General features: G+C 67.0%; 14 protein-coding genes. 5 read left to right on the top strand and 9 right to left on the bottom strand.

Features of this window, described 5'->3' with window-relative positions:
* Positions 1-133: 133 nt before the first annotated feature.
* Positions 134-1,834, top strand: coding sequence for an adenine deaminase (gene ade / locus AC3RCC_RS14980; RefSeq protein ID WP_492255767.1), 1,701 nt, complete (start codon positions 134-136; stop codon positions 1,832-1,834).
* A 60-nt stretch (positions 1,835-1,894) separates the two neighbouring features.
* Here ade and AC3RCC_RS14975 read toward each other — a convergent pair whose 3' ends face one another.
* From AC3RCC_RS14975 to AC3RCC_RS14950, 6 genes are all read right to left on the bottom strand, one after another.
* Positions 1,895-2,860 (bottom strand): Ldh family oxidoreductase, encoded by a 966-nt coding sequence (locus AC3RCC_RS14975; RefSeq protein ID WP_492255766.1) that lies wholly within the window; start codon positions 2,858-2,860, stop codon positions 1,895-1,897.
* Positions 2,857-3,789: a hydroxyacid dehydrogenase gene (locus AC3RCC_RS14970; protein WP_492255765.1), complete on the bottom strand. Its 933-nt coding sequence runs from the start codon at positions 3,787-3,789 to the stop codon at positions 2,857-2,859. Before AC3RCC_RS14970 ends, AC3RCC_RS14975 begins: the two co-directional genes overlap by 4 nt.
* A 24-nt stretch (positions 3,790-3,813) precedes the next feature.
* Entirely contained in the window at positions 3,814-4,866 is a 1,053-nt protein-coding gene (locus AC3RCC_RS14965) for a YeiH family protein (RefSeq protein WP_492255764.1), read from the bottom strand.
* Positions 4,863-5,450, bottom strand: coding sequence for a GNAT family N-acetyltransferase (locus AC3RCC_RS14960; protein ID WP_291634668.1), 588 nt, complete (start codon positions 5,448-5,450; stop codon positions 4,863-4,865). The genes AC3RCC_RS14965 and AC3RCC_RS14960 overlap by 4 nt, the downstream gene beginning before the upstream one ends.
* A 300-nt stretch (positions 5,451-5,750) precedes the next feature.
* Entirely contained in the window at positions 5,751-6,902 is a 1,152-nt protein-coding gene (locus tag AC3RCC_RS14955; protein WP_291634828.1) for a UxaA family hydrolase, read from the bottom strand.
* Positions 6,903-7,104: 202 nt separating this feature from the next.
* Positions 7,105-7,392 (bottom strand): UxaA family hydrolase, encoded by a 288-nt coding sequence (locus AC3RCC_RS14950; RefSeq protein ID WP_492255763.1) that lies wholly within the window; start codon positions 7,390-7,392, stop codon positions 7,105-7,107.
* A 136-nt stretch (positions 7,393-7,528) separates the two neighbouring features.
* Here AC3RCC_RS14950 and AC3RCC_RS14945 point away from each other — a divergent pair, with 136 nt between their 5' ends.
* The 3 genes from AC3RCC_RS14945 (at position 7,529) to ruvX (ending at position 9,861) form a co-directional block, all read left to right on the top strand.
* Positions 7,529-8,245 (top strand): GntR family transcriptional regulator, encoded by a 717-nt coding sequence (locus AC3RCC_RS14945; RefSeq protein ID WP_452116154.1) that lies wholly within the window; start codon positions 7,529-7,531, stop codon positions 8,243-8,245.
* A 76-nt stretch (positions 8,246-8,321) separates the two neighbouring features.
* Entirely contained in the window at positions 8,322-9,326 is a 1,005-nt protein-coding gene (locus tag AC3RCC_RS14940; protein WP_291645492.1) for a tripartite tricarboxylate transporter substrate-binding protein, read from the top strand.
* Positions 9,327-9,378: 52 nt separating this feature from the next.
* Positions 9,379-9,861 carry a Holliday junction resolvase RuvX gene (gene ruvX, locus AC3RCC_RS14935; RefSeq protein WP_291634675.1) on the top strand — a complete coding sequence of 161 codons (483 nt, stop codon included), beginning with the start codon at positions 9,379-9,381 and terminating at the stop codon, positions 9,859-9,861.
* A 9-nt stretch (positions 9,862-9,870) separates the two neighbouring features.
* Here ruvX and AC3RCC_RS14930 read toward each other — a convergent pair whose 3' ends face one another.
* Complete coding sequence (locus AC3RCC_RS14930) at positions 9,871-10,230, bottom strand: hypothetical protein (protein ID WP_492255762.1); 360 nt, start codon at positions 10,228-10,230, stop codon at positions 9,871-9,873.
* Positions 10,231-10,379: 149 nt separating this feature from the next.
* Positions 10,380-10,793, bottom strand: a complete 414-nt coding sequence (locus tag AC3RCC_RS14925) for a hypothetical protein (protein ID WP_291645495.1) — start codon at positions 10,791-10,793, stop codon at positions 10,380-10,382.
* A gap of 291 nt (positions 10,794-11,084) precedes the next feature.
* On the opposite strand from AC3RCC_RS14925, the gene AC3RCC_RS14920 reads away from it, so the two are divergent.
* Positions 11,085-11,351 carry a hypothetical protein gene (locus tag AC3RCC_RS14920; RefSeq protein ID WP_492255761.1) on the top strand — a complete coding sequence of 89 codons (267 nt, stop codon included), beginning with the start codon at positions 11,085-11,087 and terminating at the stop codon, positions 11,349-11,351.
* On the opposite strand, the gene dprA is transcribed toward AC3RCC_RS14920, so the two are convergent.
* Positions 11,352-12,560: a DNA-processing protein DprA gene (dprA, locus tag AC3RCC_RS14915; RefSeq protein WP_492255760.1), complete on the bottom strand. Its 1,209-nt coding sequence runs from the start codon at positions 12,558-12,560 to the stop codon at positions 11,352-11,354.
* Position 12,561 lies beyond the last annotated feature (1 nt).

The following is a 12,561-nucleotide window of genomic DNA, read 5'->3' as shown; positions in this document are numbered from 1 at the left end:
CCGGAATGGGTCCCGCATCGGCGCGGCGGCGCAGCTTGCCCGCAAGGGCACCGCGAAACTCATGCATCGCCAAGTCGACATCCCGGCAAGGCGCGTGCAATTTCCTTCGATCGACGCCATGGAGGGCTCAGCCATGACCGACGCAGCCACCCTCGCCCGCCGGATCGCGCAAGGCCGCGGCGACGAACCCGCCGATCTCGTCATCCGCGGCGCGAAACTGCTCGACCTCGTCTCCGGTGACCTCGTCGAGACCGACATCGCGCTCTGCGGGGACTCGATCGTCGGCACCTATGGCCACTATGAAGGCAAGGTGGTCTTCGATGCCAAGGGGCTGATCGCCGTCCCCGGCTTCATCGACACGCATCTGCATGTCGAATCCTCGCTGGTGACGCCGCTCGAATTCGAGCGCTGCGTGCTGCCGCACGGCGTCACCACCGCGATCTGCGACCCGCACGAGATCGCCAATGTGCTCGGCGCCGAGGGCATCCGCTATTTCCTCGCCTGCGCCCAGGCGATGCGGATGGATCTGCGCGTCCAGCTCTCGAGCTGCGTGCCGGCGACACATCTGGAAACGGCTGGCGCGGTGCTCGAAGCCGGTGACCTGACGCCCTTCATGAACCACCCGAAGGTGATCGGCCTCGCCGAGTTCATGAACTTTCCCGGCGTGCTGCATCGCGACCCCGGCTGCCTCGCCAAGCTGGCGGCCTTCGCGGAGCGCCATATCGACGGACATGCGCCGCTGGTCCGGGGCATGGATCTCAACGGCTATCTTTCCGCCGCTATCCGCACCGACCATGAGACGACGACGCTCGACGAAGCCCGAGAGAAGCTCGCCAAGGGCATGGCGATCCTGATCCGCGAGGGCTCGGTCTCCAAGGACCTGCACGCGCTGATCCCGCTGATCACCCGCGACGCCTCGCCCTTCCTCGCCTTCTGCACCGACGACCGTAATCCGCTCGACATCGCCGAGGAGGGTCATCTCGATTTCATGATCCGCACCGCGATCGCCCACGGCGCCGACATTCTTGCGACCTACCGCACCGCCAGCCTGTCGGCCGCGCGCAATTTCGGCCTGTTCGACCGCGGCTTCATCGGCGCCGGCAAGCGCGCCGACATCGTGCTGGTCGAGGACCTCGCCGCCTGCCGCGTCGCCCGGGTCTTCGCCGGGGGCAGGCTGGTCGAGGAGGCGCTCTTCAGCGACCGCCGGGCGGTCGCGCCGGTCGGCCTCGCCAGCGTGAAGAGCCGGCATTTGACGCCGGACGATTTCACGGTCCGCGCCCGCTCCGGCGAGACGCCGGTGATCGGCGTCGTGCCCGGCCGGATCATCACCGAGCGACTATCCATGCGCCTGCCGGAGCAGGACGAGGCCGCCCTGCCCGACCTCGCCCAGGATGCGATCAAGGTCACCGTGATCGAACGCCATGGCCGCAATGGCGGTGTCGCCACCGGCTTCGTCCACGGCTTCGGCATGAGGCACGGCGCCATCGCCTCCTCCGTCGGCCATGACAGCCATAATCTCTGCGTCGTCGGCGTCGACGAGCCGTCTATGGCGGCAGCGGCGAACCGGCTGATCGCGCTCGGCGGCGGCTTCGCCGTGGCGGAAGCCGGCGAGATCACGGCCGAGCTCGCACTCCCCGTCGCCGGGCTGATGAGCGATCGTCCCTTCGAGGAGGTCCGCCATGGGCTCGAGGCCCTGCGCGCCGCAGCCAAGGCGCTCGGCGTCGTTCTCGCCGAGCCCTTCCTGCAGGTCGCCTTCCTGACCTTGCCGGTGATTCCGCATCTGAAGATCACCGACAAAGGCCTTGTCGATGTTGATCGTTTCGATTTCGTCTGAACGCCTGCGCCTGCCTCGGCCAGAGAGGCTCGGCTCAGGCCCGGGCAAGACGCGGCAATGTCAGAGCTCGACCTCGATCCCTTCGGCTCGCGCCTTGGCCCGCAATCCATAGCGCCTCATGCCCGGCAAGCGCGTTCCCGGCTGCTCCTCGATCATATGCGCCAGCAGCTTCATGCGCTCATCGAACCAGTGGCCGCCCATGCTCGTCGGATCGATGGCGAGGATGAGCTGGCCCGTATCGGGCGGGCCGCCCTTGTCGTCGAGGAAGGAGGAGGCCTGGAAGGCGAAATGGGTGCCGACCAGAGCGGCGGCGAGGATCTCGACCATCATGGCGAGCGTCGCGCCCTTGGCCTCGCCGAGCGGCACCATCGTGCCGGCGAGCGCGGCGGCGGGGTCGGTCGTCGGCTTGCCGTCGGCATCGAGCGCCCAGCCCTCGGGAATGGCCTGCCCCTTCTGCCTGGCGGCGACGATCGGCCCGCGGGCGACCCTGGACAGCGCCATGTCGATGACGACAGGCTCACGGCCGGCGAGCGGCGCAGCGAAGGCGATCGGGTTGGTGCCGAAGACAGGCTTCGAGCCGCCCCAGGGCGCGATCGCGCCGGGCGTGTTGGCAAAGAGCAAGGCGACCAGACCCTGCTCCGCCAGTCGCTCGACATGGTGCCCCGCGGCCCCGCAATGATTGGAGCGGCGGATCGGTGCCGCGACGATGCCCTGCCGGCGCGCCATCTCCGGCAACTCGACGATGGCGAGGTCGATCGCCGGATAGGCGAAGCCATGGGCTGCGTCGATGGCCAGCACGCCGGGTCTCGGCTGGCGCGCCGTCGGCACGGCCTGTCCATCGATCTTGCCGGATTTCAGCATGGCGAGATAGGTCGGCACGCGCGACAGGCCGTGGCCTTTGAGCCCGTCAGCCTCCGCCGCGACCAGGGCCTGCGCCACCGAGGCGGCATTGGCGGCCGACGCACCGGCCGCGACGAACAGCGCCGCGACCTTCTCCTCCGCTTCTGCGAGCGACAGCCGCGTCATGCCCGGCCCTCCAGGGCAACGATCACCCGCTCGGCGACGAGCCCGGAAACCCGGCCGTTCGATTCGATCGTATTGCCGGCGATATGCGGGGTCAGGATCAGGTTCGGCGTGCCGGCGAACAGCTTGGCGCCGTCCGCCTTAAGCGGCTCCTGCTCGAAGACGTCGAGCGCCGCTCCTGCGAGCCTGCCGCCCTTCAGCGCCGCGACCAGCTCGGCCTCGTCCATCACGCCGCCGCGCGCCGCATTGATCAGGATCGCATCCGGCTTCATCCGGGCAAAAGCGGCCGCGCCGATCACGCCGCGCGTCTCGGGCGTCAGCGGCAGATGGATCGAGATCACGTCCGAGGTCGAAAGCAGGGCATCGAGCTCGAGTTTCTCGACGCCCCGCCAGGCCGGCGCGTCGGCCGGCACATAGGGATCATAGGCGGCGACGCTCATGCCGAGCGCCTGGGCATGCCGGGCGACGTCGCGCGCGATCGCGCCGAAGCCGACCAGCCCCATGCGCTTGCCGGCGATCTCCCGGCCGATCAGCTTCGTCTTCGGAAATTCGCCGGCGAGCATCGCCGCATTGGCGAAATAGGCCCCGCGCAGCAGTGTCATCGCGGTGCCGATCACATACTCGACCACGGAGAGAGAATTGGCGCCGGTCGCCGGGAAGACCTTGATCTCGCGCGCCGCGCAGGCTGCCATGTCGATATTGTCGAGGCCGACGCCGAGCCGGCCGACGACCTTGAGGTTCTTCGCAACGGCGAGCAGATCGCCCCGCACCTGCGTCTGGTTGCGCACGATCAGGGCCGGAACCGTGGCGACCAGCCGCGCCAACTCTTCCGGTTTGCCGAACAGCTCGGGATCGTGATGCACGACGTAGCGCTCGCGCAGCGACTCGACCGCCGCCTCGTCCATGAATTCGGTGATGACGATATCGGTCATGGCTTCCTGCTCGGTTGGCCGTGTTCAGCCCATGAGGATCAGGCCGCTCGTGGCGACCAGGAGGATGACGAGGCTGGTGCCCGTGACCAGGGCGATATGGCGCCAGCCGAGCCGCGCCATCGCCGCGATCGAGGTGCCGAGGCCGAGCGCCGCGATGGCGATCAGCAGCCCCCAGCGCGACGCCTCCAGCAGCACGTCGCGGATCGGGCCGTAGACACCGGCAAAGGCAGGCTGGGTGGCGAGGATGCTGTTCACCAGGCACAGAAGCAGGAAGACGATGGCGAAGACCGGTACCGGCACCTTGGCCTCGCCATGCTCGCCGCCCTGACGCGTCAGCCACCAGCCGACGATCAGAACCGCCGGAAGCAGCATGAAGACGCGGAAGAGTTTGACGATGACGGCGGCGTTGGCCGCCTCGTCCGAGACCGACTGGCCGGCACCGACGACCTGCGCAACGTCATGGATGGTCGAGCCCAGCATGACGCCGGTCTGCTGCTCGCTCAGGCCGAGCCAGACGCAGATCAGCGGATAGGCCAGCATCGCGACCGTCGAAAGCGCGTTCATCGCGATCACGGTGAAGGCGATGTCGGCGGCCTTGTTGCGGTAATCGGGCACGACCGTCGCCGTGGCGAGCGCCGCCGAGGCACCGCAGACAGCGGTGGCGACGCCGCCGAGCGCGCCCATGCCGGTTTCACGGCCGAGCAGGCGCGCCAGCACGAAGCCGGAGACGATGGTGGCGGCCATCGAGACCACGACCAGCACGGCCGTGCCGAGGCCGAGCGCGACGATGTCGCCGAGCGCGATGCGCAGTCCGAGCAGCGCGATCGCCCAGCGCAGCAGCTTCTTGACGCAGAAGGTCATCCCCGGAACGAAGCGCTGATTGTTCGCGACGAGATGCAGCGACATGCCGATCAGCAGCGCGATGACGACGGCGGGGACGCCGATCCTGCCGCCGGCCATCTGCTTCAGCACCGGCTCGGCCAGCACCGAGACGATGGCCACGACCGTCGAAAGCGCGATGCCCGGCAGGAGCGGGCCGAGCCCTTTCGCCAGACGCGGGATGGCAGCTTCGGTCATGATTGCAAATCGATCCGGTACATCAGGCGCTCCTCGGGGCCGTAGAATGGAGCGACGAAATTCTCGACGAAAAGCCCGCCATTCTTCTCGATGATTCGCCGCGAGGCCGCATTCTCGGCGTCGCAGGTGATCTTGACGAAGGGCAGGCCGATTGCGCGGGCCTCGGCGAGCACCGCCGCCACGGCGGCGCTGGCATAGCCTCGCCCGGCATGGCCCGGCAGGATCGTATAGCCGACATGGCCGAGGACATGCGGCGGCAGCGCCGTGACCGGCCGGCCGGCGGCATCCTCCTGCCAGCGCAGGTTGATCGAGCCGACGAAGGGGCGCTCAGGCTGATCGATGGCGATGATCCAGCGGGTGACACCCGGCAGCCGCTCGACCTCGCTGCCGTCATGCAGACGAATCTTGCCACCCCGTCCGTTCAGCCCGGCCAGGAAGATGTCGGGATCGGCCGCGATCGCCGCGAGTTGCTCGGGCGCGACGTCGCGCATCGTGTTCGGGGACCAGCCCGCTTCCAAGGCATGGACATAGGCGGGCAACACGTCCCGCCCTGGCGCATGCAGTGAAACGACCCTGTCCGACACTCTTGCCTCGTCGCCCCTGGAGACCTTGCTCCTTAGAGCCCGCAGATCTCGCCGGAAACCACCATCGTCATCCCGGGCGAGCCAGGCTCGGCCCGGGATCCATCGTAGTGCGCGAGGCCTTACAATGGATTCCGGATCTGCACGGCTGCGCCGCCTATCCGGGATGACGGCGTGGCTCCGGAGAACATCCGCATGCTCTATAGCATCGGACCGAAAAGTGGACTCCACTTTTCGGAAAACTCCGATGCGATAACAATAAGATAGATCACCGTGACCGCGTCCGAACGGACGCGCGGCGATCTAGGCGCTGCGGTATAGCTTGGTCATCGAGAACTCGCGATGGCCCAGCGCCTCGGCTGCCGTGAGGCGGCCATTCGCTGTACGCACGATGTTCTCGATCAGCGCGTCGCCGGCCTGCGGGATCGTCATATCGCGGCGCAGGATACCGGAGACATCGACGTCGATATGCTCCGGCATGGTCCGCATCGTCTTCGGGTTGCCGGTGATCTTGATCACCGGGACGATCGGGTTGCCGATGACGTTGCCCTGCCCGGTCGGGAAGGTGTGCACGACAAAACCGCCAGCCGCCATCAGGGTCACGCACTCGGCCGCCGCCGAGGAGGTGTCCATGTAGTAGAGCCCCGGCCCGTTCGCTGGCGTCTGCGCCGGCTCCAGGATGTCGATGAACTTGCACTCGCGGCCGATCTTCTCGAGATTGCCGAGTGCCTTTTCCTCGATCGTCGTCAGGCCGCCGGCGATATTGCCCTTGGTCGGCTGCGAATCCGAGAGGTCGTCGGTCTTGTGGGCCTCGATCACATCGTCCTGATAGGCCTTCCACATCTTGTACCAGCGCTCGCCGACCTCCGGCGTCGCGGCGCGCGCCTTGCAGAGATGCTCGGCTCCGGTGATCTCGGAGGTCTCGCCGAAGACGCCATGGACCCCGCGCGGAATCCATTTGTCGTACATGTTGCCGACCGTCGGGCAGGAGGACAGGCCGGTCGTCGTGTCCGACTCGCCGCACTTGGTCGAGACCCAGAGCTCCTCGATGCCGCATTTCACGCGCTGCAGCTCGGTCGCCCACTGCACGAACTCCTTCGCGACATAGGAGGCGCGGGCGATGGTCGAGATGTCGCCATGACCCTCGATGCCGAAGCCGACCACCGGCTTGCCGGTCTTGGCGATGCCGTCGACGACGCGCTTGGTCCAGCCATCCTCGATGCCGATCACGACCACGGCCGCGACGTTCGGGTTCGCGCCGGTGCCGATCAGTGTGCGGAAATGGATTTCGAGGTCCTCGCCGAACTGCAGCCGGCCATAGGCATGCGGGATCGCCAGCGTGCCCTTGACGTTGTTGGCGACGGCCTCGCAGGCGGCATTGGAGAGATCGTCGAGCGGCAGCAACAGGACATGATTGCGCACGCCGACGCGGCCGTTCTCGCGGCGCCAGCCCATGAAGGAATCGAGCGAGCGGCCGCTCGGGCGCTTGATCTGCGGAACCTTGAACTCGGGCGCCTCGATCTTGCGGCCTTTGACGCGGCCCAGCTTGCCCTTCACGAGATCGAAATTGGCGACGATGGAAGACATGGAAAAATCCCTCGGCTGAGGGCTCGACCCGCTCGGGGAGCCCGATTTCAGGAATCGCGGCGGGCGAAATTCACCAGCGCTTGGTCTTCACATTGTGGATGTGGAGATGCTCGCCCTGGCGGATGTCGCCGATGGCCTTGCCGATGTCCTGGCCGTATTTCCAGATCGTGTCGCCCTTCTTGATATCCTTCAACGCGACCTTGTGGCCGATCAGGATATCCATCTTGGCGGTCAGGCGGAAGTCGGAATTGTCGTGAGTTACGACGCCGAGCATGTCGGTCCCGGCCTTGAGGCCCTCGACGACGACGACGCCGACGGTGTCCTTCTTCTCGTGCACCAAGAGATGCGGCTTGCTCATTGCGGCCTCCTTGCAGCTTCCTCGGATCGGTCGTCGCTCTCCGAAATCGGGGCTCGACCTTGTTCATCTCAAGTCTTATATAAGACACATGAGTGTGCACAAGCTCGAAAATGCAGCGCGGCCCGGCGAGGCCGGAATGCCGGAAGCGCTGGGCTTCCGTCCGCTCTATCGGCAGGTGAAGGCCATCTTCGTGCGCCGGCTCGTCGATGGTGTCTGGGCGCCCGGCGCCGTCCTGCCGAGCGAAGGCCAGCTCGCCGCCGAGATCGGCGTCAGCCAGGGCACGGTGCGCAAGGCGCTGGACGAACTCGCAGCGGAGAATCTGGTCGTGCGGCGCCAGGGGCGCGGCACCTTCGTCGCCGAGCATGACGAGCGGCGAATCCTCTTCCAGTTCTTCAAGCTCGCGCCCGATCAGGGCGCGCCACGCTTTCCCGACAGCGCCGTCCTCAGCACCACGACGGCCTTCGCCGATGCTGGCGAACGCGAGGCGCTCGACCTCGCAGACAGCGAGACCGTCATCCGCATCCGGCGACTGCGCTCACTCGGCGAGCGGCCGCTGATCGTCGAGACCCTGAGCCTGCCGCAGCGGCTCTTTCCGGGGCTCGAGACCGGGCCCGTTCCGAACAATCTCTACAGCCTCTATGCCGGCCATTACGGCATCACCATCGCCCATGCCCGGGAACGCCTCAAGGCTGTGGCGCTCGGCAGCGAGGACGCAACCGCGCTCGGCGTCACAGCCGGCGATCCCGCATTACAGATCGACAGGCTCGCCCTTTCGCTCGACGGCATGCCCGTCGAGCGCCGGCTCAGCCTTTGCCTGACACAGGAGGTCCACTACCTCTCCGACCTGCGCTGAGGGGCGCAAGGTCGGCAGAGACCGCACTTTTCCAAGCAAGCCGCCGCAGAGCGGTCAGCCCAACCGGAGGAAGTGAATGATTGCAGGTCTCAGACGCTTGCTGGCGACGCGCCGTAGCGCCCTCGCCGGCTTGATGGCATTCGCGCTTTGCGCGCCCGCCGCAGCCCAGAACTTTCCGACCAAGCCCATCACCCTGATCGTACCCTTCGCAGCCGGCGGCCCCAGCGACGTGATCGCGCGACTTCTCGGCGAGCATATGGGCCGGACGCTCGGCCAGCAGGTCGTGGTCGAGAATGTCGCCGGAGCCGGCGGCACCGCCGGAGCCAAGCGCCTCGCCAGCGCCGACGCCGATGGACACACGCTGCTGATCCACCACCTGGCCCTGGCCGCCGCGCCATCGCTCTACAGCAATCTCGGCTATGACACGCAGACCGCCTTCGCCCCGGTCGGCTTGGTCAATACCGGCCCGATGGTCATAGCCGGCAAGCTCGCTTTGCCACCGGTCGACGGCAAGGCCTTCTTCCCCTTCGCCAAGCAGCAGGCCGACAAGCTGACCATCGCCCATGCCGGCGTCGGCTCGAACGCGCATCTTTGCGCCGTTCTGCTCTCCCAGGCTCTCGGGGTGAAATTCGCCCAGGTCGCCTATCGCGGCACAGGCCCGGCGATGAACGATCTCGTCGCCGGCCAGGTCGACGTGCTCTGCGATCAGTCGACCACCGCCGTCCCGCAGATCCAGGGCGACAAGATCCGCGCCTATGCGGTGACCTCGGCCGAGCGCCTCGACGTCCTGCCCAATGTCCCGACCGCGGAGCAGGCCGGCACCAGGATCGACATGACGATCTGGCACGGGCTCTACGCCCCGAAAGGCACGCCTACGGCGGCGCTCGACAAGCTCAACACGGCTCTCGCCGGTGCGCTGAAGCAGCCGACCGTGCTCGAACGCTTCAAGGCGGTCGGTACCAGCGCCTTCCCACAGGCCGAATGGAGCCGCGAGGCGCATGCAAAGCGCTTCGCGGCCGAGATCGCCAAATGGGCGGCCTCGCTCAAGGCGGCCGGCGTCACCCAGCAGACCGTCAACTGACGAAACCAACGCGCCGCTCGCAACTGCGGGCGGCGCATGGTACCGGCGGAACATGTCCAGCAATCTCGTTCCGCTCGAAACCTATCTCGACCTGCCGGCACATGCCCGGCTGCTCGGACTCGACCTCGGAACCAAGACGATCGGTCTTGCGCTCTCCGATGTCGAGCGGCGGATCGCCAGCCCGCTGGAAACGATCCAGCGCGTCAAATTCGGGCTCGACGCAGCGGCCCTGCTGAAGATCGCCGAAAAGCACGCCGTCGCCGGGCTCGTCATCGGCCTGCCGCTCAACATGGACGGCAGCGAAGGCCCGCGCGCTCAGTCAACGCGCGCCTTCATCCGCAACCTTGCGCCTCTCACGGCGCTGCCGATCGTCTTCTGGGACGAGCGCCTCTCGACGCTCGCCGTTACGCGCACCCTGCTCGACGCCGACGCCTCTCGCGCCAGGCGCGCCGCCGTCGTCGACAAGATGGCGGCGGCCTATATCCTCCAGGGCGCGCTGGACCGGCTGGCCCGACTGACACCTGAGGAGGAATGACCGCACCGATCAGGGCAGCACATAGCCGCGCTTGAGCGCCTTCTTCTGCGCCTCGCGATGGTTCTTCAGGGCCCGCTTCTGTTCCTCGATCGTCATCCGGTTCGCCGGATTGTCGCGACCGCGACCATAGCCCTGCTCGCGCTGCGCCCGATCATAGCCGCGGTCATAGCCTCGATCGTAGCCGCGCTGATTACGCTGATCGTAGCCGCGCTCGTTGCGGCGGTCATAGCCCCGCTCATAGCCACGCCGCTCATAGCCGGGGCGCTGATAGCCCTCATTGTAGTATTGCGCCGATGCGGCCGCGGACCAGAAAGCTGCGACGGCAAGCGCGCCGCAGCCGGCCAGCAGGGTCTTCAGCGGGGATTTCATCGTCGTTCTCCAAGTCTGCAGGGCCTTCCCCTGCCGAAACGGCATGTCGGCCGCAAAGGAACGCCACCGCCGCCAGGCGATGGCGATCGTGAATCACTAGGTCCGGCCGGTTCAGAATTGCTTAAGGCTACCGGATCGCAGCACCTGGCTCAGCGATAGCTGCCGCCGGCCGGGTCGCGGATATTCTCCGGCACATAGCCATAGTAACGCGGCGCATAGTAGCGGCGCGGCGCGACATAGACCGGCTCCTCATAGACATAGCGCGGCTCGTAGCCGTACTCGTATCCGTAGACCGGTTCGGCATAGGCCGGCCGGCTGGCCGCAATGGCCGCCGCGCCCAGGACACCGAGGCCGACGCCAGCAGCCACGGCCGCACCGCGGTTGGCACGCCAGCCGCGCCGGTAATAATACTGCGAATAGTCCGCCTGAGCCTTGTCGAGCCTGCCCTTGTCGAAGGACACCGAACGGCCCGGATCGGCCGATGCCGGCGTCATGGTGACGGCCAGTAAGCCACCGGCCAGTGCAGCGGCTATGGTGAGGCGGCTCTTTCCGAAATCAAGCATGGCACCCTCCTCTCGGCGGCATTGCCGCCATGCCGCGGAATCTGGAGAACGGCGGTTGAATGGCTGCTGAACCAATCGCGGCCGAAATGCGGCTGGGAAGAAACGCGCCCGGCGGCGGCAGGTTCCCGGCTCAAGGTGCCAGCGCCTTGATATACACGCAAAGATTGCATTTCTGTTCACTGTTGGGCAATGATCCGTCTTGGCAACCAACCTTACGGTGACCGGAATGGGGTGGCCATCGATGAGAAAAGCAGATTCACTGCTTCGTGAATCTCTCTGAACAGGCCAAACATGACCGAATCCGATGAGAGAAACCGAGATTCCGGCAGAGAAACACCCTCTCCGACGCCAGCTCCAACCGAACCCGGATCCTTTGCAGAAAACCAACTACAGGTTGCATCTTACATCGAGGAAATCAGCCTGGAGCTCCGCGCTCTGGCACGTTCGGCACGGCTCGAGAGCCTCGCCTATTTCATCGACATGGCCCATGTCGAAGCGGAGAGCACGCGACGCCGTTGCGAAGCGCAGATGAGAAGGCCGGCACGTCCCCTGGAATGATCAGAACCGGCGCGAGAGCGCGCCTCCCGCATGACGCTGCACGACGCCGTCCAGTTCCAGCTCGAACACCGCCTGACTGACTTCGCGAGCCGGTGCGCCGCTGGCCCGGACGAGATCGTCGAGCCCGATGGGCGCCGCCCCGATCAGGGTGAGCAGCCGGGCCTTGCGGTCGCAGGCCTCCGCAGCCGGGAGGGTCGAAGCCGCCGGGATCATGGCGAGCGCAAGCTCGGGCGCCGCCGCGATGTCCGGCAGATCGAGCTCGTCCCAGAGCACCTGCGAGGCTGCCGGGCCCTCCCCCTCTTCGCGCGCCAGCATTGGCGGCGTCGCGAACGAATCCCTGCGCTGCAACATCGGTGCGAGCACCTCGATCACATGCGCCGCCTCGGCGCACAGGATCGCCCCCTCCCGGATCAGATGATTGCCACCCTCGGCCCGCGGATCGAGCGGGGAGCCGGGAACGGCGAAGACCTGCCGTCCCTGCTCATTGGCGAATCGTGCCGTGATCAGGGAGCCGGATTTGCGCGCGGCCTCGACCACGACGGTGCCGAGCGCCAGCCCTGAGACCAAACGGTTGCGGCGCGGAAAGTCGCGCCCCCTTGGAGCCCAGCCGATCGGCATCTCGCTGATCGCCGCGCCGCGCTCGCACAGGCGGCGCAGCAGCGGCAGGTTCTGCGGCGGATAGATCTCGTCTAGCCCGCCGGCCAGCACCGCGACCGTGCCGTTTTCAAGACTGGCCTCGTGCGCCGCGGTATCGATGCCGCGAGCCAGGCCGGAGACAATGACGAACCCCGCCTCACCGAACTCCCGCGCCAGCACCGCCGTGAGCTTCAGCCCGGCGGCCGAGGCGTTGCGCGAGCCGACCATGGCGATGCAAGGACGGTTGAGGACAGCCGGATCGCCCTCGACTGCGAGCAAAGGCGGCGCCGAGTCGATCGCCTGCAAAGGGAGCGGATAGCTCGCCTCTCCCAGCGCGATCAGCCGCGCGCCTCGCCGCAGCAGCATGTCAAATTCGCGCTCGGCCTCGACCAGCGGGCAGATCTTCAGGGTTTTGCCGGCCTGGCGCGCTAGCTCGGGCAAGGCGTCGAGCGCTGCGGCGGCTCCGCCGAACCGATTGAGCAGCGCGCGGAAGGTGCGCGGGCCGATGCTCTCGCTACGGATCAGACGCAGCCATTCGAGGCGCTGTCGATCATCGAGAGCCGGAGCCGGCATG

Source organism: Allobosea sp. GW823-FHT01F03 (genome assembly GCF_058798075.1).
Note: the sequence above shows the minus strand (reverse complement) of the source record. Positions and strands in the feature narration are given on the sequence as shown.

Coding starts and splice junctions, on each gene's coding strand:
- ade (WP_492255767.1), top strand. CDS start 134: ATGACCGACGCAGCCACCCTCGCCCGCCGGATCGCGCAAGGCCGCGGC.
- AC3RCC_RS14975 (WP_492255766.1), bottom strand. CDS start 2,860: ATGACGCGGCTGTCGCTCGCAGAAGCGGAGGAGAAGGTCGCGGCGCTG.
- AC3RCC_RS14970 (WP_492255765.1), bottom strand. CDS start 3,789: ATGACCGATATCGTCATCACCGAATTCATGGACGAGGCGGCGGTCGAG.
- AC3RCC_RS14965 (WP_492255764.1), bottom strand. CDS start 4,866: ATGACCGAAGCTGCCATCCCGCGTCTGGCGAAAGGGCTCGGCCCGCTC.
- AC3RCC_RS14955 (WP_291634828.1), bottom strand. CDS start 6,902: ATGGGCTGGCGCCGCGAGAACGGCCGCGTCGGCGTGCGCAATCATGTC.
- AC3RCC_RS14950 (WP_492255763.1), bottom strand. CDS start 7,392: ATGAGCAAGCCGCATCTCTTGGTGCACGAGAAGAAGGACACCGTCGGC.
- AC3RCC_RS14945 (WP_452116154.1), top strand. CDS start 7,529: ATGCCGGAAGCGCTGGGCTTCCGTCCGCTCTATCGGCAGGTGAAGGCC.
- AC3RCC_RS14940 (WP_291645492.1), top strand. CDS start 8,322: ATGATTGCAGGTCTCAGACGCTTGCTGGCGACGCGCCGTAGCGCCCTC.
- ruvX (WP_291634675.1), top strand. CDS start 9,379: ATGTCCAGCAATCTCGTTCCGCTCGAAACCTATCTCGACCTGCCGGCA.
- AC3RCC_RS14930 (WP_492255762.1), bottom strand. CDS start 10,230: ATGAAATCCCCGCTGAAGACCCTGCTGGCCGGCTGCGGCGCGCTTGCC.
- AC3RCC_RS14925 (WP_291645495.1), bottom strand. CDS start 10,793: ATGCTTGATTTCGGAAAGAGCCGCCTCACCATAGCCGCTGCACTGGCC.
- AC3RCC_RS14920 (WP_492255761.1), top strand. CDS start 11,085: ATGACCGAATCCGATGAGAGAAACCGAGATTCCGGCAGAGAAACACCC.
- dprA (WP_492255760.1), bottom strand. CDS start 12,560: ATGCCGGCTCCGGCTCTCGATGATCGACAGCGCCTCGAATGGCTGCGT.